The organism is Microbacterium sp. bgisy203 (assembly GCF_057706945.1).
Genome location: NZ_JBYIPF010000009.1, coordinates 83,112 through 105,363, shown reverse-complemented (window position 1 = coordinate 105,363; position 22,252 = coordinate 83,112). Strand labels below are relative to the sequence as shown.

The window sequence follows — 22,252 nt, the reverse complement described above, 5'->3', positions numbered from 1 at the left end:
CGGCCGGTTTACGGCCGCCCGCTGCTCACGGGCAGTGCAGGAGGGGCTTCGGCCCTGAGCGATCGACGCTGTGGCGCGACATCGCCGCACCGCACAGCGGGCACGCACGCTCGGTGCGCACCGGTTCGGGCTCGGTGTCGTACGGGCCGACCGAGGCGGGGCCGGCGACTCTGATGAGCCGGCTGTTCCAGTAGGAGTACCAGCCGCCCGCCGCGCGCACCCGCTCGCGCAGAGGCGGTCGCTGTCGACCCTTGTCCGTCATGATCGTTAGTGTACTAACGAATCCATAGAATGGATGCCGTGACCTCCGCCACGACCTCCGCCACGACCTCCGCCACGACCTCCGCCACGACCTCCGACCCGCGCGACGATCTGCTGCGCCTGGACAACCAGCTCTGCTTCGCGCTCGTCACGGCAGCCCGGAACGTCGTCGCGATCTACCGGCCGATCCTCGAGCCGCTGGGGCTCACCCACCCGCAGTACCTCGTCATGCTCGCGCTCTGGGAGCGCGCGCCGCGGGCGCTCGGCGAACTCGCCGACGACCTCGCCATGGAATCGGCGACGCTGTCGCCGCTCGTCAAGCGCCTCGAGGCGCAGGGGCTCATCACCCGCTCCCGCCGCGCCGGCGACGAACGGGTGCTCGACCTCGCGCTCACCCGCGCGGGGGAGGCCCTGCGCGAACGTGCGCTCGACGTGCCCGCGGCGGTGATGGCCGCCACCGGGATGATCGAGGCGCAGATCGTCGCCGTCCGCGACGGCCTCGCCCCATTCGCGGGCCGCCGACCGGCCTGACTGCGCGCGCCGACGGCACCCGCCCGGCCCGTGCCCACTTCGCCCTCAGCGCATCCGGGCCGCCGTGTCGGAGCCCCCGCCTAAACTTGAGGGGTGCCTATCGTCCCCGTCGCCTCCTCGAAGCTCAGCGTCCGCGGAGCCCGCGTCCACAACCTCAAGAACGTGGATCTCGACATCCCGCGCGACGCGATGGTCGTGTTCACGGGGCTGTCCGGATCCGGCAAATCGAGCCTCGCGTTCGACACGATCTTCGCCGAGGGACAGCGCCGCTACGTCGAGTCCCTGAGCGCCTACGCGCGCCAGTTCCTCGGCCAGGTCGACCGCCCCGACGTCGACTTCATCGAGGGGCTCTCGCCTGCCGTTTCGATCGATCAGAAGTCGACCAACCGCAACCCGCGCTCCACGGTCGGCACGATCACCGAGATCCACGACTACATGCGCCTCCTCTGGGCGCGCATCGGCGTGCCGCACTGCCCCGAATGCGGTGCGCAGATCCAGCGGCAGACCGTGCAGCAGATCGCCGACCAGCTGATGGAGCTCCCCGAGCGGACGCGCTACCAGGTCGTCGCGCCCGTCGTCACCCAGAAGAAGGGCGAGTTCGTCGACCTCTTCAAGGAGCTGTCGGCCAAGGGTTATGCGCGTGCGGTCGTCGACGGCGAGCTCATCCAGCTGGCCGAGCCGCCCGCACTCAAGAAGAGCTACAAGCACGACATCGCCGTGGTCGTCGACCGTCTCGTCGCCGCCCCCGACATCCTCGGCCGCATCACCGACTCGGTCGAGACGGCCCTCGGCCTCGCCGGCGGCATCATGCAGGTGAACTACGTCGATGAAGAGGGCGACGACGCGTGGCAGAACTTCAGCGAGAAGCTCGCCTGCCCGAACGGTCACCCCCTGCAGCTCACCGAGATCGAGCCGCGGACGTTCTCGTTCAACGCCCCGTTCGGTGCGTGCCCCGCCTGCTCGGGACTCGGCACCCGTATGTCCGTCGATGTCGAGCTCATGCTCGGCGACGACGAGCTCTCCATCAACGAGGGCGTCATCATCCCCTGGACGACGCAGGGCAAGGGGCTGTACCAGTACTACGAGCGGCTCCTCATCGGTCTCGCCGACGATCTCGACTTCTCGCTCGACACCCCGTGGCGAGAGCTGCCCGAGAACGTGCAGGATGCCGTACTCCGCGGTGAGAACTACAAGGTCACGGTCAAGTGGAAGAACCGCTACGGCCGCGAGATGCGCTATTCGTCGGGCTTCGAGGGCGTCGTCCCCTACATCGAACGCCAGTACACCCAGGCCGAGAGCGACTCGCAACGTCAGCGCTGGGCCGAGTACCTGCGCGAGGTACCGTGCCCGGTCTGCCGCGGCGACCGCCTCAAGCCCGAGGTGCTCGCCGTGCTCGTGCACGGCCAGTCGATCGCGGATGCCTCGCGCATGAGCCTCGGCGACGCGCAGGCGTACTTCGACGAGCTCGAACTGACCGAGCGCGAGGCGAAGATCGCGGCAGCGGTGCTCCGCGAGATCCGCGCCCGCCTCGACTTCCTCATCCAGGTCGGCCTCAACTACCTGAGCCTCAGCCGATCCGCCGGCTCGCTTTCCGGTGGCGAAGCCCAGCGCATCCGTCTCGCGACACAGATCGGGTCGGGGCTGACCGGCGTCCTGTACGTCCTCGACGAGCCGTCCATCGGCCTGCACCAGCGCGACAACCGCCGCCTCATCGAGACGCTCGTGCACCTGAAGAATCTCGGGAACACGCTCATCGTCGTCGAGCACGATGAGGAGACCGTCCACGCCGCCGACTGGATCGTCGACATCGGTCCGCGCGCGGGCGTGCACGGGGGAGAGGTCGTCCACTCCGGGCCGCTCGCCTCGCTGCTCACGGAAGACCGCTCGCTGACGGGCGCGTACCTCAGCGGTCGGCGCGCGATCGAGACCCCCGCGAAGCGACGCAAGATCGACAAGAAGCGCATGCTCACTGTCGTCGGCGCGCGCGAGAACAACCTCCGGAACGTCACCGCGGAGTTCCCCCTCGGCGTCCTCACCGCTGTCACGGGAGTGAGCGGGTCGGGCAAGTCGACGCTCGTCAACGGCATCCTGTACGAAGTGCTCGCCACGAAGCTCAACGGGGCGCGCCGCGTCGCCGGCAAGCACACGCGCGTCACGGGCCTCGACAACCTCGATAAGGTCGTGCATGTCGACCAGGCGCCCATCGGCCGCACCCCGCGCTCCAACCCGGCGACGTACACGGGCGTGTTCGACCGCATCCGCACGCTGTTCAGCGAGACGCCCGAGGCGAAGGTGCGCGGCTACCAGCCGGGCCGGTTCAGCTTCAACGTCAAGGGTGGGCGCTGCGAGGCGTGCTCCGGTGACGGCACGATCAAGATCGAGATGAACTTCCTGCCCGACGTCTACGTCGACTGCGAGGTCTGCCACGGCAAGCGGTACAACCGCGACACGCTGAGCGTCCACTACAAGGGCAAGAACATCGCCGAGGTGCTCGAGATGCCGATCTCCGAGGCGGCGGAGTTCTTCGAGCCGATCCAGGCCATCCACCGCTACCTCAAGACGCTCGTCGACGTGGGCCTCGGTTATGTCCGCCTCGGTCAGTCCGCCACGACGCTCTCCGGCGGTGAGGCGCAGCGCGTCAAGCTTGCGACCGAGCTGCAGCGCCGCTCGAACGGGCGCAGCGTCTACGTCCTCGACGAGCCGACGACCGGCCTGCACTTCGAGGATGTCGCGCGCCTGCTCGAAGTGCTCGGCGGACTCGTCGACAAGGGGAACACGGTCATCGTCATCGAGCACAACCTCGACGTCATCAAGTCGGCCGACTGGATCATCGACCTCGGCCCGGAGGGCGGATCGGGCGGCGGCCAGATCGTGGCCACCGGAACGCCGGAAAAGGTGGCGCAGGTCGAAGGCAGCCACACCGGCGCGTTCCTCGCGGAGGTGCTGGCGGTCGAACCGGCGCGCAAGGCGGGCTGACGTGGCCGAGGCGCTGCCCTACAAACCGAAGAAGGGCGAGATCCCCACTCAGCCCGGGGTGTACCGCTTCCGCGACGCCGACGGGCGCGTGCTCTACGTCGGCAAGGCGAAGAACTTGCGCGCCCGGTTGTCCAACTACTTCGCGCCGCTGCACACGCTGCACGAGCGCACGCGCCGCATGGTGACCACGGCGACATCCGTCGAATGGACGGTCGTCGCGAGCGACGTGGAGTCGCTGCAGCTCGAGTACATGTGGATCCAGGAGTTCTCTCCGCCCTTCAACGTCCGCTACAAAGACGACAAGTCGTACCCCTATATGGCGATCACGCTCGCCGACGAGGCGCCCCGCGTCATCGTCACGCGCAACCGCCGCATCCCGGGCGCCCGCTACTTCGGGCCGTACCCGAAGATCTGGGCGGTACACGACACGATCGACCTCATGATCAAGGTGTTCCCGATCCGCACCTGCTCGGACGCCTCGTACAAGAAGGCGATGGCGACCGGCCGGCCCTGCTTCCCCGGCCAGATCGGTCGGTGTGGCGGGCCGTGCTCGATGAAGGTGACCGTCGAAGAGCACCGGGCGATCGTCGACGACTTCGTCGCGTTCATGTCGGGTGGCGACGCCCGGTTCACGCGCGAGCTGACGGCGCGCATGCGTGAGGCATCCGCGGCCATGGACTACGAGTCGGCGGCTGTCTACCGCGACCGGCTGCAGGCGATCGACGCCGTGCTGAGCCGCAGCTCGCTCGTGCTGTCCGACGACACGGATGCCGACCTGTTCGGCATCGCCGAAGACGAGCTGTCCGCGGCCGTGCAGCACTTCGTCGTCCGCGGGGGCCGCGTACGCGGTGTGCGTGCGACGACGATCGACAAGGAGCTCGACATCTCGGGCGCCGACCTCGTCGACCAGGTCATCCAACGGACCTACGGCGGCGCGAGCGCCGGCGACATCCCGCGGCAGGTCCTCGTGCCGACGCTGCCCGACGACGCGGCGGAACTCGAGCAGTGGCTGCAGGAGCGGCGCGGCAAGCGTGTCAGCGTGCAGGTCGCCCAGCGCGGACGCAAGGCCGACCTGCTACGCACCGCGACGCTCAACGCGCAGCAGGCGCTCCTGCTCCACAAGACGCGGCGGACCTCCGACTACACCGCCCGCACGAAGGCACTCACCGACCTGCAGCTCGCCCTCGGCATGGACGAGGCGCCGCTGCGCATCGAGTGCTACGACGTGTCGCACCTCTCCGGCACGAATGTCGTCGCCTCGATGGTCGTCTTCGAAGACGGACTGCCGCGCAAGGACCAGTACCGCTCGTTCTCGGTCGCCGAGACCACGGACGACACCGACTCGCTGTACCAGGTGCTGACGCGCCGCCTCGCGCACGTCGACCGTGACGAGGCGGCGGACGAACGGGATGCAGCGGCACAGGCATCCGTCGAGCACGTCGGAGCAGCCTCGGACGAGGAACCGGTCGTCACCGAGCGGAAGCGTCCGCGGTTCGCATACCGTCCGCAGCTGCTGGTCGTCGACGGCGGCGCGCCGCAGGTCGCCGCCGCCGCGCGGGCGCTGGAGGATGCCGGTCACACCGAGATCGCGCTGTGCGGCATCGCGAAGCGCCTCGAGGAGATCTGGCTGCCGGGGGAGGAGTACCCCGTCATCCTGCCGCGGACCTCCGAGGCGCTCTACCTGTTGCAGCGGCTGCGCGACGAGGCGCATCGCTTCGCCATCACCCACCAGCGCAAGAAGCGCGGCCGCGACATCACGACGGTGCTCGCCGAGGTCCCGGGGCTCGGCGACGCACGGATCAAGGCGCTCCTGAAACACTTCGGGTCCGTCACGGCGCTGCGTCGTGCGAGCGCCGACGAGATCATGGAGCTTCCCGGCATCGGCCCGAAGCTCGCCGCCTCGATCGAACGCACGCTCGCCGGCAGCGAAGCCCGCGTGTGAGCCGTCGCGATCCCGAATCGGTAGGCTGGGGGCGGAGCCTGGGGAGGACACGTGAGCGAGGACCGATCGCCCGGTGAGATCCTGATCGTCACCGGCATGTCCGGTGCCGGCCGCACCACGGCGGCCAATGCCCTCGAAGACCTCGACTGGTACGTCGTCGACAATCTGCCGCCGCAGATGCTGCGCCCCCTCCTCGACCTCACCGAGATGGCGGGCGCCGCGTTGCCGAAGATCGCCGCCGTCGTCGACGTGCGCGGGCGCGACCTGTTCGCGGAGCTGCCCGCGATCGCCAGTTCGCTGCGCGACCGCAGCCAGCTGCGCGTCCTCTTCCTCGACGCGTCCGACGAGGTGCTCGTCCGTCGGTTCGAGTCGGTGCGCCGACCCCATCCGCTGCAGGGCGACGGGACGATCCTCGACGGCATCCACCGCGAACGGGAGCGCGTTACCGCCATCCGCGAGAACGCCGACGTCATCGTCGACACCAGCACGCTCAACATCCACCAGCTCGCGACCCGCATCGTCGAGCTCTTCAGCGACGAGGGCACCGCCCGGCACACCGTCACGGTGATGAGCTTCGGCTTCAAGTACGGCCTTCCGACCGACGTCGACCTCGTCGCCGACATGCGTTTCCTGCCGAACCCGTACTGGATTCCGGAGCTCCGAGGGCTGACGGGCGAAGACGAGCCCGTCCGCGATTTCGTGCTGTCACAGCCGGGAGCGCTCGCCTTCATCGACGCCTACGCCCTCGCACTGCACCCCGTGCTCGAGGGCTACCAGCGCGAGAACAAGCGTCACTCCGTCGTCGCCGTCGGCTGCACGGGCGGCAAGCATCGCTCCGTCGTCACCGCGATCGAGCTCGCCTCACGCCTCGCCGACGTGCCCGGAGTGGCCGTGCGCGTGAAGCATCGCGACCTCGGACGCGAGTAGGCTGGACCCTTGTCCCTGGCTGACGGCCTCGATCGCCGCCTCACCGCAGAGCGCGCCGCCGTTCCCACCCCCACCTCGACCAAAGGACCGCCGTGCCCCCCACTGCAGACGTGAAGACCGAGCTGGCCGCCGTCCGCGACCCTCGTCCCACGGCTCGCGTGGCGGAGCTCACCGCGATCCTCCGCTTCTCCGGTGGCCTCCACTCGATCGCCGGCCGCGTCGCCGTCGAAGCCGAACTCGAGTCCGACCTCCTCGCGCGCCGCGTCGCCCGGGACATCATGGAGCTGTACGGGGTACGCCCCGAGCTGCACCGGGTCCAGGCATCCGGCGGCCGCGCGGGTGGGTCTTTCGCCGTCCGCGTGATCGACGGCGGTGAGACGCTCGCCCGTCAGACGGGACTGCTCGACCAGCGTCGCCGCCCGGTCCGCGGCCTCCCGAACAAGCTCACCACCGGCGCGCGCCCCGACCTCGCCGCGGTGTGGCGCGGTGCGTTCCTCGCCGCCGGCACGCTGTCGGAGCCCGGGCGCTCTGCCGCCCTGGAGATCGCGTGCCCGTCGGGCGAGGCGGCGATGGCGCTCGTCGGCGCCGCGCACCGGCTCGGGATCGCCGCAAAGGCCCGCGAAGTCCGCGGCGTGCCGCGCGTCGTGGTCCGCGACGGCGAAGCCATCCGTGTCGCCCTCGCCGAGATGGGCGCCGTGCAGACGGCCCAGGCGTGGGATGAGATGCGTCAGCGACGTGAGGTGCGCGCGGGCGTGAATCGTCTCGTGAACTTCGACGACGCGAACCTCCGCCGCTCGGCGCAGGCCGCCGTCGCCGCCTGCGCGCGCGTCGAGCGCGCCCTCGAGATCCTCGGCGACGAGGTTCCCGAGCACCTCCAGGAAGCCGGCGAGCTGCGCCTCGCGCATCGCGACGCGAGCCTCGACGAGCTGGGTCACCACGCCGATCCGCCGCTGACGAAGGATGCCGTCGCAGGTCGCATCCGGCGCCTCCTGGCGATGGCCGACAAGAAGGCGACCGCCGAGGGCATTCCCGGCACCGAATCCGCCGTCCCCGAGGGCTTCGAGGACTGACCGCCCCCTCGCCGCGTTCTCCCGCGAGACCCTGCGTTCTCGACGAGGCCGCGTCTTGGGGTGCGTTTATCCCGCGAGACCCTGCGTTCTCGACGAGACCGTGTCTCAGGGGCGTGGGTCTCGTCGAGAACAGGCGGTCTCGGGGTTCCTAGGGCGGGGGCCGGGGCCGGCGACGGGGGCGGCGCGGCGCGGCGCTAGGTCACCGGCAGGACGCCGCGCGCGGGATGGCCGCGGAGGGCGCGCGCCAAGCTGAGGAGCGGTCCGGTCTGCTCCGGGCGGATGATCGGCAGACCTGCGGCGGGGAGGATGGCGCGGACCTGCTCGCACGCCACGAGATCGCGGAGCGCCCAGTGGGCTGTCGCGCGGACGCCTTTGCGCAACAATCGGGCGTCGCGTGCGTTTCGCGCGTTGAGTGCCTCGCGGGCATCGCCCAGCACGCCGCTGTACTTGATGTCGCCGTCCGCCTCGCCGGCGATGCCCCACTGCTCCCACCACAGGTCGACGCGGTCCTCGTCGTGCGGGTCTCGGCCGAGGATCCAGCGTTGCAGTTCGGGAGGCGGGAATCCGAGCCACTCGATGACCGCGATGCTCACGTGTTCCAGCGGCGACTCAGGTACCGGTGACGCGCGTTCGAGTACCCACGGCACCGCCCGCGCGCCGCGCGGAGTCGGCCGCGCGGCGCTGGCGGCGGCCATCATTCCCACGGTGAGGTTCGGGTCCGCACGCAGCGCACTGCCCGCGACGGCCAACGCAATCGCCGGGTGCCGCAGGCGCGCCATGTCGACCGCGACGTCGGCGGCAGAGGCGATCAGGATGCCGCCACGGCACTCGACCGTCGGCATCCGTTCGGTCGTGTGCACCTGGACCCCCGGCAGCCTGCGTGACTTCGCGGGATCGGACACCAGGAGGTGCACGTCGGGCGGCTCGCCGAAGACGGGGAGACCGCGCACCGCCGCGGCGGATTCGAGCACGAGGACCGCGTCGGGATGACTGCGTGCAGCCGCGTGCACGCGGGCGAGGTAGCGGTGCCACGGCGCCAGCGTTCGCCAGGACTCGGCGGGCGCGTAGGTTCCTCGCCCGACTCGGACGAGTTCGCCCGCGCGGACGGCGCGCGCCGCGTTCGCGACATCGGCGCGGCGGAAGAGCGGGACGGGCGGGGGCGGCACGGTGGCTGAGTCGGCGACGAGAGTCATCCGCCCACCCAAACCCATTCGGCTCCGCCTCGGCATCCGATCTGCGGGATCTGTGGACGATCCCGCACATTGGCGTGCTGTGGAGAGGACGATGCCGCCCCCCGCCGTCGTCCGTCCCGCCCCGAGACCCGGTGTTCTCGACGAGACCCGGGGTTCGTGCGGCGGGTCTCGTCGAGAACGCGCGGTCTCGGGGAGAAGGGGCGCGGGAGGAAGGGCGGGGCGCGGGAGGAAGGCGGTCGGAGGGGAGGGGAGCAGGGGAGGGGAGCAGGGGAGGCGCGTGTACAACGGCGTCACACGGGGAACAACCCCCTGACGCAGGCGTTGGACGTCAATAGGATGAAACACGTCCCCTCGCCGCGTGCGACGCGGCGCGAACAGGAAGAAGAGAAGATGGCGAAGTACACACTCCCGGACCTCCCGTACGACTTCGCGGCCCTCGAGCCGCACATCAGCGGTAAAATCATGGAGCTCCACCACGACAAGCACCATCAGGCGTACGTCACCGGAGCCAACACCGCCCTCGAGCAGCTCGCGGAGGCCCGCGAGAGCGGCAACCTCGCGAACGTCAACAAGCTCGAGAAGGACCTCGCCTTTAACCTGGGCGGGCACGTCAACCACTCGATCTTCTGGACCAACCTGGCCCCCGCCTCGGCGGGCGGCGGCGAGCAGCCCGAGGGCGAGCTGAAGTCCGCGATCGACGAATTCTTCGGCGGCTTCGACAAGTTCCAGGCGCACTTCACCGCGGCCGCGACCGGCATCCAGGGCTCCGGCTGGGCCGTCCTCAGCTGGGACCCGATCGGCGAGCAGCTGATCATCCAGCAGCTCTTCGACCAGCAGTCGAACACGGCGCAGGGCACCATCCCGATCTTCCAGGTCGACATGTGGGAGCACGCCTTCTACCTCGACTACCTCAACGTCAAGGCCGACTACGTCAAGGCCATCTGGAACATCGCCAACTGGCAGAACGTCGTCGAGCGCTTTTCGACGGCGAAGGACAAGACGGCCGGCCTGCTCTAGTAGTAGTGTCATGACCAGGTGAGGATGCCGGGTCCCTCCCGGCGACGGGGGAGACCCGGCATCCTTTTCTCACATCAGCGATCGCGTCCCAGGGTCGCCGAGAACGGCGACCACGGCGCGACAGGAACCGGGAGACAACGTGTCTGTCAAGATCGGAATCAACGGCTTCGGCCGCATCGGACGCAACTTCCTCCGCGCGGCTCTCGCGCAGGGAGCTGACCTCGACATCGTGGCGGTGAACGACCTCACCGACAACAAGACCCTCGCCCACCTGCTGAAGTACGACTCGATCCTGGGCCGTCTCGACCAGGAGGTCAGCTACACGGGCGACTCGATCACTGTCGGCGACAAGACCATCAAGGTCTTCGAGGAGCGCGACCCGGCAGCGCTGCCGTGGGGCGAGCTCGGCGTCGACATCGTCATCGAGTCGACGGGCCGCTTCACGAACGCCGCCGACGCCAAGAAGCACATCGAAGGCGGTGCCAAGAAGGTCATCATCTCGGCTCCCGCGTCGGGCGAGGACGGCACGTTCGTCATCGGTGCGAACGAGGGCGAGTACGACAACGCCGTGCACAACATCATCTCCAACGCGTCGTGCACGACGAACTGCCTCGCGCCGCTCGCGAAGGTGCTCGAGGACAACTTCGGCATCGTCAAGGGCCTCATGACGACGGTCCACGCCTACACGGCTGACCAGAACCTGCAGGACGGCCCGCACAAGGATCTCCGCCGTGCCCGCGCCGCCGCGATCAACATCGTCCCGACGTCGACCGGTGCCGCCAAGGCGATCGGCCTCGTCCTGCCCGAGCTCAAGGGCAAGCTCGACGGCTTCGCGATGCGCGTCCCCGTCCCCACCGGCTCGGCGACCGACCTCACGGTCGAGCTCCGCAAGGACGTGACCGTCGACGAGATCAAGGCTGCGTACAAGGCCGCCGCCGAGGGTCCGCTCAAGGGCATCCTCAAGTACACCGAAGACGAGATCGTCTCGAGCGACATCGTCACCGACGAGCACTCCTGCATCTTCGACGCGGGGCTCACGCGTGTCATCGGCAACCAGGTGAAGGTCGTCGGCTGGTACGACAACGAGTGGGGTTACTCCAACCGTCTCGTCGACCTGACCGAGCTCGTCGCCGAGAAGCTCTGAGGTAGACCCCATGGCTCTGCGTACCCTCGCATCGTTGGGTTCGCTGGCCGGTAAGCGTGTCATCGTCCGTGTTGACTTCAACGTCCCTCTCAAAGAGGGCGTCATCACGGACGATGGCCGTATCCGGGCGGCACTTCCGACGCTGAACTACCTCATCAACCAGGGCGCACGCATCATCGCGTGCTCGCACCTGGGCCGCCCCGACGGCGCCCCCGACCCGAAGTACAGCCTCGAGCCGGTCGCGCAGCGCCTGTCCGAACTCCTCGGCAAGCGCGTCGCCTTCGCGGGCGACACGGTCGGTGACGCGGCGCAGTCGACCGCCGCCGGCCTCGCCGACGGCGAGGTCGCCGTCATCGAGAACCTCCGCTTCGACCCGGGCGAGACCGCGAAGGACGAAGGCGAGCGTCGCGCGTTCGCCGAACAGCTCGCGGCCCTCGGCGAGGCGCTCGTCTCCGACGGCTTCGGGGTCGTGCACCGCAAGCAGGCATCCGTCTACGAGCTGGCGGAGATCCTGCCGTCGGCCGCCGGCTTCCTCATCGAGAAGGAGGTCGACGTCCTCGACCGCCTCACCGAGAACCCGGAGCGGCCCTACGCGGTCGTCCTGGGCGGCTCGAAGGTGAGCGACAAACTCGGCGTCATCGAGCACCTCCTCCCGCGCGCGAACAAGATCCTCGTCGGCGGCGGCATGGCCTACACGTTCCTCGCCGCGCAGGGCTTCAAGGTCGGCAAGAGCCTGCTCGAAGCCGACCAGTTCGACACCGTCAAGGGCTACATCGCGAAGGCCGACGAGCTGGGCGTCGAGCTCATCCTCCCCGTCGACTCCGTCATGGCCTCCGCGTTCTCCGCCGACGCCGACCACGTGGTCGCCCAGGCGGACGCGCTCGAGGACACGCCCTACGGCCCCGAGGGCATGGGACTCGACATCGGCCCCGCCACCGAGCGCATCTTCGCCGACGCCATCACGTCGTCGCGGACGGTGTTCTGGAACGGCCCGATGGGCGTGTTCGAGATGCCCGCCTTCGCGAGCGGTACGAAGGCCGTCGCGCAGGCGCTCACCGAGGTGAACGGTCTGTCGGTCGTCGGCGGCGGCGACTCCGCCGCGGCGGTGCGTCAGCTCGGGTTCACCGACGACCAGTTCGGTCACATCTCGACCGGCGGCGGCGCGAGCCTGGAATTCCTGGAGGGCAAGAAGCTCCCGGGTCTCGAGGTCCTGGGATGGGAGGGCTGATGGCGCGGCAACCGCTCATCGCCGGCAACTGGAAGATGAATCTCGACCACCTGCAGGCGGTCGCGTTCGTGCAGAAGCTGCACTGGACGCTGAAGGATGCCGGACACGACGACGCCTCGGTCGAGGTCGGGCTCTTCCCGCCGTTCACCGATCTCCGCACCGTGCAGACGCTGCTGGATGCCGACAAGATCCCGTTCGCCCTCGGCGCGCAGGACCTGTCGACGAAGGATTCGGGCGCATACACCGGCGAGGTGTCGGGCGTCTTCCTGTCGAAGCTCTCCTGCGCGTACGTGATCATCGGGCACTCCGAGCGTCGCGACTACCACCACGAAACCGACGAGATCGTCGCGGAGAAGGTGCAGGCCGCGCTTCGCAACGGTCTCGTGCCGGTCATCTGCGTCGGCGAGACGCTCGAGCAGCGGGAGGAGTCCGGCCCCACCGCCGTCTCCGTCGGACAGCTCGAAGTCGCCCTCGAGGGCGTGCCGGCGGATGCCGACATCGTGGTCGCCTACGAGCCCGTCTGGGCGATCGGCACCGGTCAGGTCGCTTCGCCCGAGCAGGCGCAGGAGGTGTGCGCCGCGCTTCGCGCCGTCATCGCCGCGAAGCTCGGCGACGACGCCGCGGCGCGCACCCGCATCCTCTACGGCGGATCGGTCAAGTCGGGCAACATCGCGAGCTTCATGCGCGAGCCCGACGTGGACGGCGCCCTGGTCGGCGGGGCGAGTCTCGTGGTCGACGAGTTCGCTGCGATCATCCGCTACCAGAAGCACGTCGGGGTCTGAGGGCTCTCGACGCGGCGCTCCGCTGCGCGCTCGACGACCGGACGGGGACACCCGTACCCGGTCGTCGAGCGGGCGAAGCGGGTGCGAACGCGACGACCGGTATACTCGATCCTTGTGCGCCCCGAAGCGGGTGCCGAAAACCTGTGCGCCCGAGCCGGGCGCCGCGAAAGGCTTCAACGACGGTGGACATCCTCGAGTTCGTCCTGCAGGTGGTGCTCGGCATCACGAGCCTGCTGCTGACCCTGCTGATCCTGCTGCACAAGGGCCGCGGTGGCGGCCTGTCCGACATGTTCGGCGGTGGAATGAGTTCTGCAATGGGCTCGTCGGGCCTCGCGGAGCGTAACCTCAATCGATTCACCGTCGTGCTCGCACTGATCTGGTTCCTGGCGATCGTCGCTCTCGGCCTGATCACGAAATTCCAGGGGATCTGATGGCTACCGGAGGAAACGCGATCCGCGGCACCCGTGTCGGTGCCGGTCCGATGGGCGAACAGGACCACGGACACCACGCCGACCGCATCGCCGTGTCGTACTGGGACGGACTCGGCAACGAAACGGTCCGCTACTTCGCGGCCGGCATCGCCGAGGAGGAGATCCCCGAGGTCATCGACTCGCCGCACTCGGGCCTTCCCGCCGGGCGCGATAAGGACAACCCGCCGGCGGTCGCGAAGACCGAGCCGTACAAGACGCATCTCGCCTATGTGAAGGAGCGTCGCACCGAGGAAGAGGCCGATGCCCTCCTCGACGACGCACTGCACCAGTTGCGCGAGCGGCGCGGCCAGGCCTGAGCGCGCCTGCGGCGGCAGTGATCCGCCGCGCGTCAGAACTCCTGGTCGATGAGCTCCGGCGGAACGTTCGCCGCGGCATCCTGATCGACGAAGAAGAGCGTGCGCTTGCGTCCCTTGGCGCCCGCGGCGGGCACCGTCTCGTAGCTCGCGCCGGCCAGGGCGAGTCCGAGCGCCGCCGCCTTGTCGACGCCCGAGAGCACGAGCCAGACGCACCGCGCCGAATTGATGACCGGTCGCGTCACGGTGAGGCGGTCGGCCGGCGGCTTGGGTGCGTCGTGCACCGCGACGACCGTGCGGTCGGTGATCTGGATCTCGCCGCGGTCGGGGAAGAGCGAGGCGATGTGGCCGTCGGGTCCGACGCCGAGGAAGCACAGGTAGAACGACGGCCACGGGTGCTCGTCGGTGCCGTACCGGGCGAGGTCGGCGGCGTAGGCATCCGCAGCCGCGTCCATGTCGGACACGTCGTCGGATGTCGCCAGCGGGTGCACGTTGTCGGCCGGGATGTCGATGTGGTCGATGAACGCGCGGCGTGCCCCGACGTCGTTGCGCTCCGGGTCGTCGGCGGCGAGGAAGCGCTCGTCGCCCCACCACAGGTGCACGAGCGACCAGTCCACCTCGCCGCGGCGCTCGTGCGCCCCGGCGGCGCGCAGCACCTCGGTGCCGATCGCCCCGCCCGTGAGCAGCAGGTGCGAGGTCTTTCCGGCGAGGGAGCGGCGGATGAGCCGCACGATCAGACGGTCGGCGACGGCGGAGGCGAGCTGCGGCGCGTCCTCGCTGATCACCACGCGCTTCTCGGTCCACATCTGCGCCATCGAGACTCCTAAGATTCCGACGCGTTCGCCGAGTCCGCCTGCTCCGGCGGGCCGATGAGCGACCAGCCCTCCGTGATCACTCGACCATACAGGACGTCCGGGTCCAGGCGACGGAGCTCCTCGGCCAGGCACTCGCGGAGCGTCCGGCGGGGGAGGACGATGTCATGCGCGGGCTGGCCGGGCTGGGTGAGCGTCGCATCGATGTCGTTGCTGCGCTCGAGCACGATGTCGCCACTGGCACGGGTCAGTCGAACGCTCCGGATGCCGTGCTCCCACTCGGCGGCCGGGGCGTAGCGCCACGCCACGGGGACGTCGAGCTTGAGGCGCAGCCACGCGGCGAGCAACCCCGTCGACGGCGAGCTGCCGGCACCGACGACCTCGACGGCGGTGACCGTCTCGTACGGGGGCTGGTCGAGGACGGCGGCGAGCTGCTCGCGCCAGTGCGTGAGGCGCGTCCAGGCGAGGTCGGTGTCGCCCGGAGCGTAGGAGGCGCCGAGCTGGGAGAGCCGATCCTTGGTGAAGGGCTTCGTCGAGGCATCCGTGATGCGCCGCTGCGCCATGCGTCCGACATCCGACGTCGACGGGACGGCGGGCGGGTAGTCGGGCCACCACGCGACGACGGGCGCATCGGGAAGGAGCAGGCCGGTGATCAAGCCCTCTTGGCTCTCGGCGGCGGGGCCGTGGGCACGGAGGATGATGACCTCGCTCGCGCCCGCGTCTCCGCCCACGCGGATCTGGGCGTCCAGGCGCGCCTCGCCGTCGGGGTCGGCGATCAGCACGATGACGCGCATCGGGTGCTCGCGGGAGGCGTCGTTGGCGGCCTCGATGGCCTCCTCCTGCACGCCGTGGGTCGTCACGATCACGAGCGTCAGCACGCGGCCGAGCGCGACGGCGCCGCCCTCCTCGCGGACGCTCACGAGCGAGCGGGCGATCTTCGACACCGTGGTGTCGGGCAGGTCGACGATCATGGACGCCTCCAGACGCGGCCGTCGCGGGCCAAGAGCTCATCGGCGGACGGCGGTCCCCAGGACCCCGGGGCGTACTGCTCGAGCGGCCCTCCCTCGGAAGCCCAGTACTGCTCGACGGGGTCGAGGATCTTCCACGACAGCTCGACCTCCTCGTGACGGGGGAAGAGCGGCGGGTCGCCGAGGAGCACGTCGAGGATGAGGCGCTCGTACGCCTCGGGGCTCGACTCGGTGAAGGCGTGGCCGTACCCGAAGTCCATCGTGACGTCGCGCACCTCGTTCGCGGCCCCGGGTACCTTCGAGCCGAACCGGATCGTCACGCCTTCGTCGGGCTGCACGCGGATGACGAGCGCGTTCTGACCGAGTTCGAGTGTCTGGTTCCGCTGGAACAGGTGCTGCGGCGCCCGCTTGAAGACGACGGCGATCTCGGTCACGCGGCGCCCCAGACGCTTTCCGGTACGCAGATAGAAGGGCACGCCCGCCCAGCGGCGCGTGGCGATCTCGAGCTTGACGGCCGCGTAGGTCTCGGTCGTCGACTGCGGGTCCATGCCGTCCTCGTCGAGGAACGCCGTGACCTCCTCGCCGCCCTGCCAGCCGCCGCCGTACTGCCCGCGCGCGGCGGCGGTGGAGAGGTCTGCGGGCAGCCGCACGGCGGCGAGCACCTTCTCCTTCTCGGCGCGGAGGTCCTTGGCCTCCATCGAGTTCGGCTCCTCCATGGCGGTGAGGGCCATGAGCTGCAGGAGGTGGTTCTGGATGACGTCGCGCGCGGCTCCGATGCCGTCGTAGTATCCGGCGCGGCCGCCGACGCCGATGTCCTCGGCCATCGTGATCTGGACGTGGTCGACGTAGTTCGCGTTCCAGATGGGCTCGTACAGCTCGTTCGCGAAGCGCAGCGCCAGGATGTTCTGGACCGTCTCCTTGCCGAGGTAGTGGTCGATTCGGAAGATCGAATCGGCGGGGAACGCGACCTCGAGTGCCGCGTTGAGCTCGCGCGCCGTCTGCAGGTCGGATCCGAACGGCTTCTCGATGACGACGCGGCGCCAGGCATCCGCCCCCGTCGACTTGTCGTCGACGAGACCGGACTCCTTCAGCTGCTTCGCCACGATCGGGAAGTCGCGCGGCGGGATCGACAGGTAGAACGCGTGGTTCCCCATCGTTCCGCGTTCGACGTCGAGCTTCTCGACGGTCTCACGCAGCCGCCGGAACGCGTCGGCGTCGCCGAACTCGCCCGAGACGAACCGGATGCCCTGCAGCAGCTGCTTCCACGTCTCCTCGCGGAACGGGGTGCGGGCGTACTGCCTCACCGAGTCGTGGACGACCTTCGCGAAGTCCTGGTCCTCCCAGTCGCGCCGGGCGAAGCCGACGAGGGCGAACCCGGGCGGCAAGAGCCCGCGGTTGGCGAGGTCGTACACGGCGGGCATGAGCTTCTTGCGCGACAGGTCTCCCGTCACGCCGAAGATGACCAGCGCGCTCGGCCCCGCGATGCGGTTGAGGCGTCGATCATCCGGGTCGCGCAGGGGGTTGTTCCCGCGCGAGATCTCGACAGTCATCGGATCGGTTACTCCTACTGCGCTGCTTCGTAAATGGCGAGGACGTCGGCCTGGGCGTCGGTGAGCGTCAGGGTGACGACGGGGCGCCCGTGCGACATGAGCACGGCGGCGTCTCCCGCGGCCTGCGCCGCGATCAATTGCCCGAAAGTGAACGGCCGACCGGGGATTTCGAGGTCGACCTCTCCCGGGCCGATGATCTGCAGGAAGACGCCCTCGGCGGGGCCGCCCTTGTGGTACTGCCCGGTCGAGTGGAGGAAGCGGGGGCCCCAGCCGAACGTGGTCGGACGGCGGCTGTCGGCCGCGATCATCTCGCGGAGGCCGGCGAGCTGTGGCATCTCGTTCCGGTCGACGTATGCCTGGATCGACACATATCCGGTCGGGCCGAGCCGTGCCCACAGCGCGTCGAAGACGCCGGCGAGCGTGTTGGATGCCGTCAGCGAGATGTCCGACACGCGCACATCGATGCCGTCGACGCTGAAAGCTGCGGCACCGACTTCGGGGCGCGCGTTGAGGAGACCGCGCGCGGCCTCCTTGGCGGACTCCACATCGGGCTGGTCGAACGGGTTGATGCCGAGCATGCGTCCGGCGATCGCGGTCGCGAACTCCCAGACGATGAACTGCGCACCCAGCGACCCGCTCACGAGGATCTCGCCCGGGTGCTTCTCGAGCAGGCGGGGATGCTCCGCGTCGTCGACGAGACGGACGATCTGCATGTCGTCCGGCGTCTGCACGTCGACCTCGGGCGAGAGGGGGACGAGCACGACCGGGAGGATGCCGGTGCCGTTCTTGCCGGTCGACTCGGCGATGAGCTGCTCGATCCAGTCGGGCAGCCCCTCGATGTGGGTGCCGTCGGTCACGAGGCCGAGCTTGTCGCGGCGCGGCGCACCGCCGGCGGTGCCGGCGATCGCCGCGGCGAGGACGAGGGCGGGGTTCCGCGGATCGTCGATCGCGACCTCGAGCAGCGTCGCGTCGGCCTCATCCAGCAGTTCCCCGACGTCGACGCCGGCCAGCCCCGAGGGCACGAGGCCGAAGGCGGTGAGCGCCGAGTAGCGGCCGCCGACGTTCGGGTCGGCGTTGAAGACACGGTAGCCGGCCTCGCGGGCCGAGACGTCGAGCGGCGAGCCCGGATCGGTGACGACGACGATGTGCTCGGCGGGGTCGATGCCGAGGTCGCGCCAGGCGGCCTCGAAGGCGCGCCGCGCGGAGTCGGTCTCGACCGTCGATCCTGACTTCGACGACACGACGAGGACGGTCTCGGCCAGGCCGCCCGTCTCGCTGTCGCCGTCGATCGCGGCGAGCACCTGACTCGGAGCGGTCGAATCGAGGATGACCAGCGGCAGGCGCGCCGTCGCGGTGATCACCTCGGGGGCGAGCGAGGACCCGCCCATGCCGGCGAGGACGATGCGCGTGATGCCGCGACCGGCCAGTTCGGCGCGCAGGGCCTCGATCTCGGGGACGAGCGGACGGGAGACACCGACGGCGTTCACCCAGCCGAGACGGCGGGATGCCTCGTCGGTCGCCTCGGGTCCCCACAGCTCCGGGTCGCCGGCGGTGAGGCCGCTCGCGACGAGCGAGTCGACGAGGCCCGGAAGGGTCTCGTCGACGACGTCCTTGACGTGACCCGAGACGTGGATCTCGAAGCTCACCGCGCTGCCTCCGCCGTCGCCGCCAGCGCGGTGGCGACGGTCTGCTGGAGGTCGTGCCAGGAGGCGATGAACTTCTCGACGCCTTCGTCTTCGAGCACCTGGACGACGTCGCTCATGTCGACGCCGACCTCGGCGAGGGCGGTGAAGGTGCGGTGGGCGTCGGCGTAGCCGCCGGTGACGGTGTCGCCCGTGATGACGCCGTGGTCGAACGTCGCCTCGAGGGTCTTCTCCGGCATGGTGTTGACGGTGCCGGGCGCGACGAGCTCGGTGACGTAGAGCGTGTCGGGGAGTGCAGGGTCCTTCACACCGGTCGAGGCCCACAGGGGCCGCTGCACGGTGCCGCCGGCGGCGACGAGCTCCTGCGCACGCGGGGTCGCGAAGGTCTGCTCGAACAGCTCGTAGGCCAGCCGCGCGTTGGCAAGGCCGGCCTGCGACTTCAGCGCGGCGGCTTCGTCGGTGCCGAGCGCGGCGAGGCGCTTGTCGACCTCGGTGTCCACGCGGGAGACGAAGAACGAGGCGACGGAGTGGATGCCGGAGAGGTCGTGCCCGTTCTCCTTCGCCTGCGTGAGGCCGGTGAGGTAGGCATCCATCACCTCCGCGTAGCGGTCGAGGGAGAAGATCAGGGTGACGTTGACCGAGATCCCCTCCGCGATGACCGCGGTGATCGCGGGGAGGCCGGCCTTGGTCGCGGGGATCTTGATGAGCGCGTTGGGGCGGTCGACCTTGGCCCACAGCTTCTTCGCCTCGGCGACGGTCGCGTCGGTGTCGTGCGCGAGGTCGGGGGAGACCTCGATCGACACCCGCCCGTCGACGCCGCCGGTCGCGTCGTACATGCCGCGGAAGATGTCGGCCGCGTCACGCACGTCGGTCGTGGTGAGCTCGAAGATCGCTGTGTCGACGTCCGCGCCCGCGGCGGCGAGCGCAGCGAGCGGCGCGTCGTAGGAGTCGTCGTTCCGGTTGCCGATGGCCGCTTGGAAGATCGACGGGTTCGTGGTGACGCCCGAGACGTTCCGGCTCGTGATCAGCTCGGCGAGGGTGCCCGAGTCGATGCGGGTGCGGGAGAGGTCGTCGAGCCAGATGCTGACGCCCTGTGCGACGAGGTCTTCGGTGGGGGTGCTCATGCGTTGTTCTCCTTGACGGTCTCGCGCGCCGCCTGGACGACGTGGTCGGCGGTGATGCCGAACTTCTCGAACAGGGTCTTGTAGTCGGCGGATGCGCCGAAGTGGTCGATGCCGACGGTGCGGCCGGCGTCGCCGACGATGCCGCGCCACAGGGGGGTAGAGCCGGCCTCGACCGAGACGCGCGCCTTCACTGCGGCGGGCAGGACCTGCTCGCGGTAGTCGGCATCCTGCTCTGCGAACCACTCGAGCGACGGCGCCGACACGACGCGGGCACGGATGCCTTCGCCGGCGAGCGTCTCACGCGCCTGGACGGCGAGCTGCACTTCGGAGCCGGTCGCGATGAGGATGACGTCCGGCGTGCCTTCGGTGTCGAGGAGCGTGTATGCGCCCTTCGCGACACCCTCGACCCCGGCGAAGCCGTCTTCGCCGCGCGGGAAGACCGGGATGTTCTGTCGCGTGAGCGCGATGCCGACCGGGCCACCCGAGGTGCGGCGGACGATCTCGAGCCACGCGGCGGAGGTCTCGTTCGCGTCGGCGGGGCGGACGACGGTGAAGTTGGGGATGAGGCGCAGCGTCGAGAGCTGCTCGACCGGCTGGTGCGTCGGTCCGTCCTCGCCGAGCGCGACCGAGTCGTGCGTCCATACGAAGATCGACGGGATGTCCATGAGCGCCGCGAGGCGCACCGGGGGGCGCATGTAGTCGCTGAAGATCAGGAACGTGCCCCCGAACGGGCGGGTCGGTCCGTGCAGCTTGATGCCGTTGACGATCGCGCCCATGGCGTGCTCGCGGATGCCGAAGTGGAGCACGCGCCCGTACGGGTCACCCGACCACTCGTGCGTCGACCACTCCGCCGGGATGAAGCTCTTCGCGTCCTTGATGGTCGTGAGGTTCGACTCGGCGAGGTCGGCCGAGCCGCCCCACAGCTCCGGGAGCTGCGCGGCGAGCGCGTTGATGACCTGGCCCGACGCGGCGCGCGTCGAGACGTCCTTTCCGGCCGTGAACGTCGGCACGTCGAGGTCCGCGGGGAGCTCGCCCGCTTCGAGGCGGTCGAGGAGTGCCTTCCGCTCCGGGTTCGCCGCCGCCCACGCGTCGAACGACGTCTGCCAGGAGGCGCGTGCCTCGGCGGCGCGCTCACCCAGCTCGCGCGTGTGCGCGATGACATCGTCTGCGACGACGAAGGTCTTCTCCGGGTCGAAGCCCAGCACCTTCTTCGTCGCGGCGAGTTCGTCGGCGCCGAGCGCGGAGCCGTGAATCTTGCCGGAGTTCTGCTTGCCCGGGGAGGGCCAGCCGATGATCGTCTTCAGGATGATGAGCGAGGGCTTCGCCGACTCGCCCTGCGCCGCCTGGATCGCGGCGTACAGCTCGGCGACGTCTTCGACGTACTCGCCGGTCTTCTTCCAGTCCACCGTCTGCACGTGCCAGCCGTAGGCCTCGTACCGCTTGGCGACGTCCTCGGTGAACGCGACGTTCGTGTCGTCCTCGATGGAGATCTGGTTCGAGTCGTAGATCGCGATGAGGTTGCCGAGCTCCTGATGACCGGCGAGGCTCGACGCTTCGCTCGTGACGCCCTCCTGCAGGTCGCCGTCGCCGGCGATCACGTACACGAAGTGGTCGAACGGGCTCTCACCCGCCGGGGCCTCCGGGTCGAACAGTCCCCGCTCGTAGCGGGCGGCGTACGCGAAGCCCACCGCCGACGACAGACCCTGACCCAGCGGCCCGGTCGTGATCTCGACGCCCTTCGTGTGCCCGTACTCCGGGTGACCGGGGGTGAGCGAGCCCCACGTGCGGAGCGCCTCGAGGTCCTTCAGCTCCAGGCCGAACCCGCCGAGGTAGAGCTGCACGTACTGCGTGAGCGAGGAGTGGCCCGCCGACAGGATGAAGCGGTCGCGACCGATCCAGTGGGTATCGGCCGGGTCGTGGCGCAGGACGCGCTGATACAACAGGTACGCGGCGGGGGCCAGGCTCATCGCCGTCCCGGGGTGGCCGTTGCCCACCTTCTCGACGGCATCCGCCGCCAGCACCCGCGCGGTGTCCACCGCGCGCCGATCGATCTCATCCCACGTCAGCTCGGTGGTGGTCTCACTGGCCAGCTCGGACACCCGGTCGCCTTTCTGCAGAAGCGCCCTGTGGTTCCACCTGTCCGGTGTCTCCACCTGTCTCCACCTGTGTCTCCAGGGGGACAGCGGCCGGTCCGCGGCCTCCGGACAGGGTGTGCGGGGAGGTGTGATGGGATCGGCGCTCGGGCGCGCGTATGTGGTTCCAGCATATCGAAGCGGGTGTCGTGGGGGGCCGTTGTGACG

Annotated in this window: 19 protein-coding genes; 11 read left to right on the top strand and 8 right to left on the bottom strand. The window is 69.7% G+C overall.

Annotated elements, in window-relative coordinates; translation table 11 throughout:
• Nucleotides 1-25 precede the first annotated feature (25 nt).
• On the bottom strand, nt 26-262 hold the full coding sequence (locus AC3ENQ_RS12665; RefSeq protein WP_431805101.1) for a hypothetical protein: 237 nt from the start codon (nt 260-262) through the stop codon (nt 26-28).
• A gap of 110 nt (nt 263-372) precedes the next feature.
• Between AC3ENQ_RS12665 and AC3ENQ_RS12660 the strand changes: the two genes are divergently transcribed.
• The 5 genes from AC3ENQ_RS12660 to whiA all read left to right on the top strand — a co-directional run bounded on the left by AC3ENQ_RS12660 (nt 373) and on the right by whiA (nt 7,707).
• Complete coding sequence (locus AC3ENQ_RS12660) at nt 373-792, top strand: MarR family winged helix-turn-helix transcriptional regulator (RefSeq protein ID WP_431805114.1); 420 nt, start codon at nt 373-375, stop codon at nt 790-792.
• Nucleotides 793-885: 93 nt separating this feature from the next.
• Nucleotides 886-3,768, top strand: coding sequence for an excinuclease ABC subunit UvrA (gene uvrA / locus AC3ENQ_RS12655; protein ID WP_431805100.1), 2,883 nt, complete (start codon nt 886-888; stop codon nt 3,766-3,768).
• Between the two features lies 1 nt (nt 3,769).
• On the top strand, nt 3,770-5,710 hold the full coding sequence (gene uvrC, locus AC3ENQ_RS12650) for an excinuclease ABC subunit UvrC (protein WP_431805099.1): 1,941 nt from the start codon (nt 3,770-3,772) through the stop codon (nt 5,708-5,710).
• Between the two features lie 51 nt (nt 5,711-5,761).
• The gene (gene rapZ / locus AC3ENQ_RS12645) at nt 5,762-6,637 is read left to right on the top strand and encodes an RNase adapter RapZ (protein WP_431805098.1); all 876 of its coding nucleotides are present in this window, start codon (nt 5,762-5,764) and stop codon (nt 6,635-6,637) included.
• A gap of 92 nt (nt 6,638-6,729) precedes the next feature.
• The gene (gene whiA / locus AC3ENQ_RS12640) at nt 6,730-7,707 is read left to right on the top strand and encodes a DNA-binding protein WhiA (RefSeq protein WP_431805097.1); all 978 of its coding nucleotides are present in this window, start codon (nt 6,730-6,732) and stop codon (nt 7,705-7,707) included.
• Nucleotides 7,708-7,901: 194 nt separating this feature from the next.
• Here the strand turns inward: whiA and AC3ENQ_RS12635 are convergent, their stop codons facing one another.
• The gene (locus tag AC3ENQ_RS12635) at nt 7,902-8,900 is read right to left on the bottom strand and encodes a hypothetical protein (protein WP_431805096.1); all 999 of its coding nucleotides are present in this window, start codon (nt 8,898-8,900) and stop codon (nt 7,902-7,904) included.
• Between the two features lie 390 nt (nt 8,901-9,290).
• Here AC3ENQ_RS12635 and AC3ENQ_RS12630 point away from each other — a divergent pair, with 390 nt between their 5' ends.
• From AC3ENQ_RS12630 to AC3ENQ_RS12605, 6 genes are all read left to right on the top strand, one after another.
• Nucleotides 9,291-9,917 (top strand): superoxide dismutase, encoded by a 627-nt coding sequence (locus tag AC3ENQ_RS12630; protein WP_431805095.1) that lies wholly within the window; start codon nt 9,291-9,293, stop codon nt 9,915-9,917.
• Nucleotides 9,918-10,056: 139 nt separating this feature from the next.
• Nucleotides 10,057-11,061 carry a type I glyceraldehyde-3-phosphate dehydrogenase gene (gene gap / locus AC3ENQ_RS12625; RefSeq protein ID WP_431805094.1) on the top strand — a complete coding sequence of 335 codons (1,005 nt, stop codon included), beginning with the start codon at nt 10,057-10,059 and terminating at the stop codon, nt 11,059-11,061.
• 10 nt (nt 11,062-11,071) lie between these two features.
• Nucleotides 11,072-12,289 (top strand): phosphoglycerate kinase, encoded by a 1,218-nt coding sequence (locus tag AC3ENQ_RS12620; RefSeq protein WP_431805093.1) that lies wholly within the window; start codon nt 11,072-11,074, stop codon nt 12,287-12,289.
• Entirely contained in the window at nt 12,289-13,071 is a 783-nt protein-coding gene (gene tpiA / locus AC3ENQ_RS12615) for a triose-phosphate isomerase (RefSeq protein ID WP_431805092.1), read from the top strand. Before AC3ENQ_RS12620 ends, tpiA begins: the two co-directional genes overlap by 1 nt.
• Nucleotides 13,072-13,253: 182 nt before the next feature.
• On the top strand, nt 13,254-13,502 hold the full coding sequence (gene secG, locus AC3ENQ_RS12610; protein WP_431805091.1) for a preprotein translocase subunit SecG: 249 nt from the start codon (nt 13,254-13,256) through the stop codon (nt 13,500-13,502).
• Nucleotides 13,502-13,858: an RNA polymerase-binding protein RbpA gene (locus tag AC3ENQ_RS12605; RefSeq protein ID WP_431805090.1), complete on the top strand. Its 357-nt coding sequence runs from the start codon at nt 13,502-13,504 to the stop codon at nt 13,856-13,858. Before secG ends, AC3ENQ_RS12605 begins: the two co-directional genes overlap by 1 nt.
• Before the next feature lie 32 nt (nt 13,859-13,890).
• Here AC3ENQ_RS12605 and pgl read toward each other — a convergent pair whose 3' ends face one another.
• The 6 genes from pgl to tkt are packed head-to-tail and all read right to left on the bottom strand — an operon-like array spanning nt 13,891 to nt 22,051.
• Nucleotides 13,891-14,670 carry a 6-phosphogluconolactonase gene (gene pgl / locus AC3ENQ_RS12600; RefSeq protein WP_431805089.1) on the bottom strand — a complete coding sequence of 260 codons (780 nt, stop codon included), beginning with the start codon at nt 14,668-14,670 and terminating at the stop codon, nt 13,891-13,893.
• Nucleotides 14,671-14,678: 8 nt separating this feature from the next.
• Nucleotides 14,679-15,638, bottom strand: a complete 960-nt coding sequence (locus tag AC3ENQ_RS12595; protein WP_431805088.1) for a glucose-6-phosphate dehydrogenase assembly protein OpcA — start codon at nt 15,636-15,638, stop codon at nt 14,679-14,681.
• Entirely contained in the window at nt 15,635-17,185 is a 1,551-nt protein-coding gene (gene zwf, locus AC3ENQ_RS12590) for a glucose-6-phosphate dehydrogenase (protein WP_431805087.1), read from the bottom strand. Before zwf ends, AC3ENQ_RS12595 begins: the two co-directional genes overlap by 4 nt.
• A 14-nt stretch (nt 17,186-17,199) precedes the next feature.
• Nucleotides 17,200-18,831, bottom strand: coding sequence for a glucose-6-phosphate isomerase (locus tag AC3ENQ_RS12585; protein WP_431805086.1), 1,632 nt, complete (start codon nt 18,829-18,831; stop codon nt 17,200-17,202).
• A complete protein-coding gene (gene tal, locus AC3ENQ_RS12580) occupies nt 18,828-19,952 on the bottom strand; it encodes a transaldolase (RefSeq protein WP_431805085.1) in 1,125 nt (374 codons plus the stop codon). The genes AC3ENQ_RS12585 and tal overlap by 4 nt, the downstream gene beginning before the upstream one ends.
• Nucleotides 19,949-22,051 carry a transketolase gene (tkt, locus tag AC3ENQ_RS12575; RefSeq protein WP_431805084.1) on the bottom strand — a complete coding sequence of 701 codons (2,103 nt, stop codon included), beginning with the start codon at nt 22,049-22,051 and terminating at the stop codon, nt 19,949-19,951. Before tkt ends, tal begins: the two co-directional genes overlap by 4 nt.
• Nucleotides 22,052-22,252 lie beyond the last annotated feature (201 nt).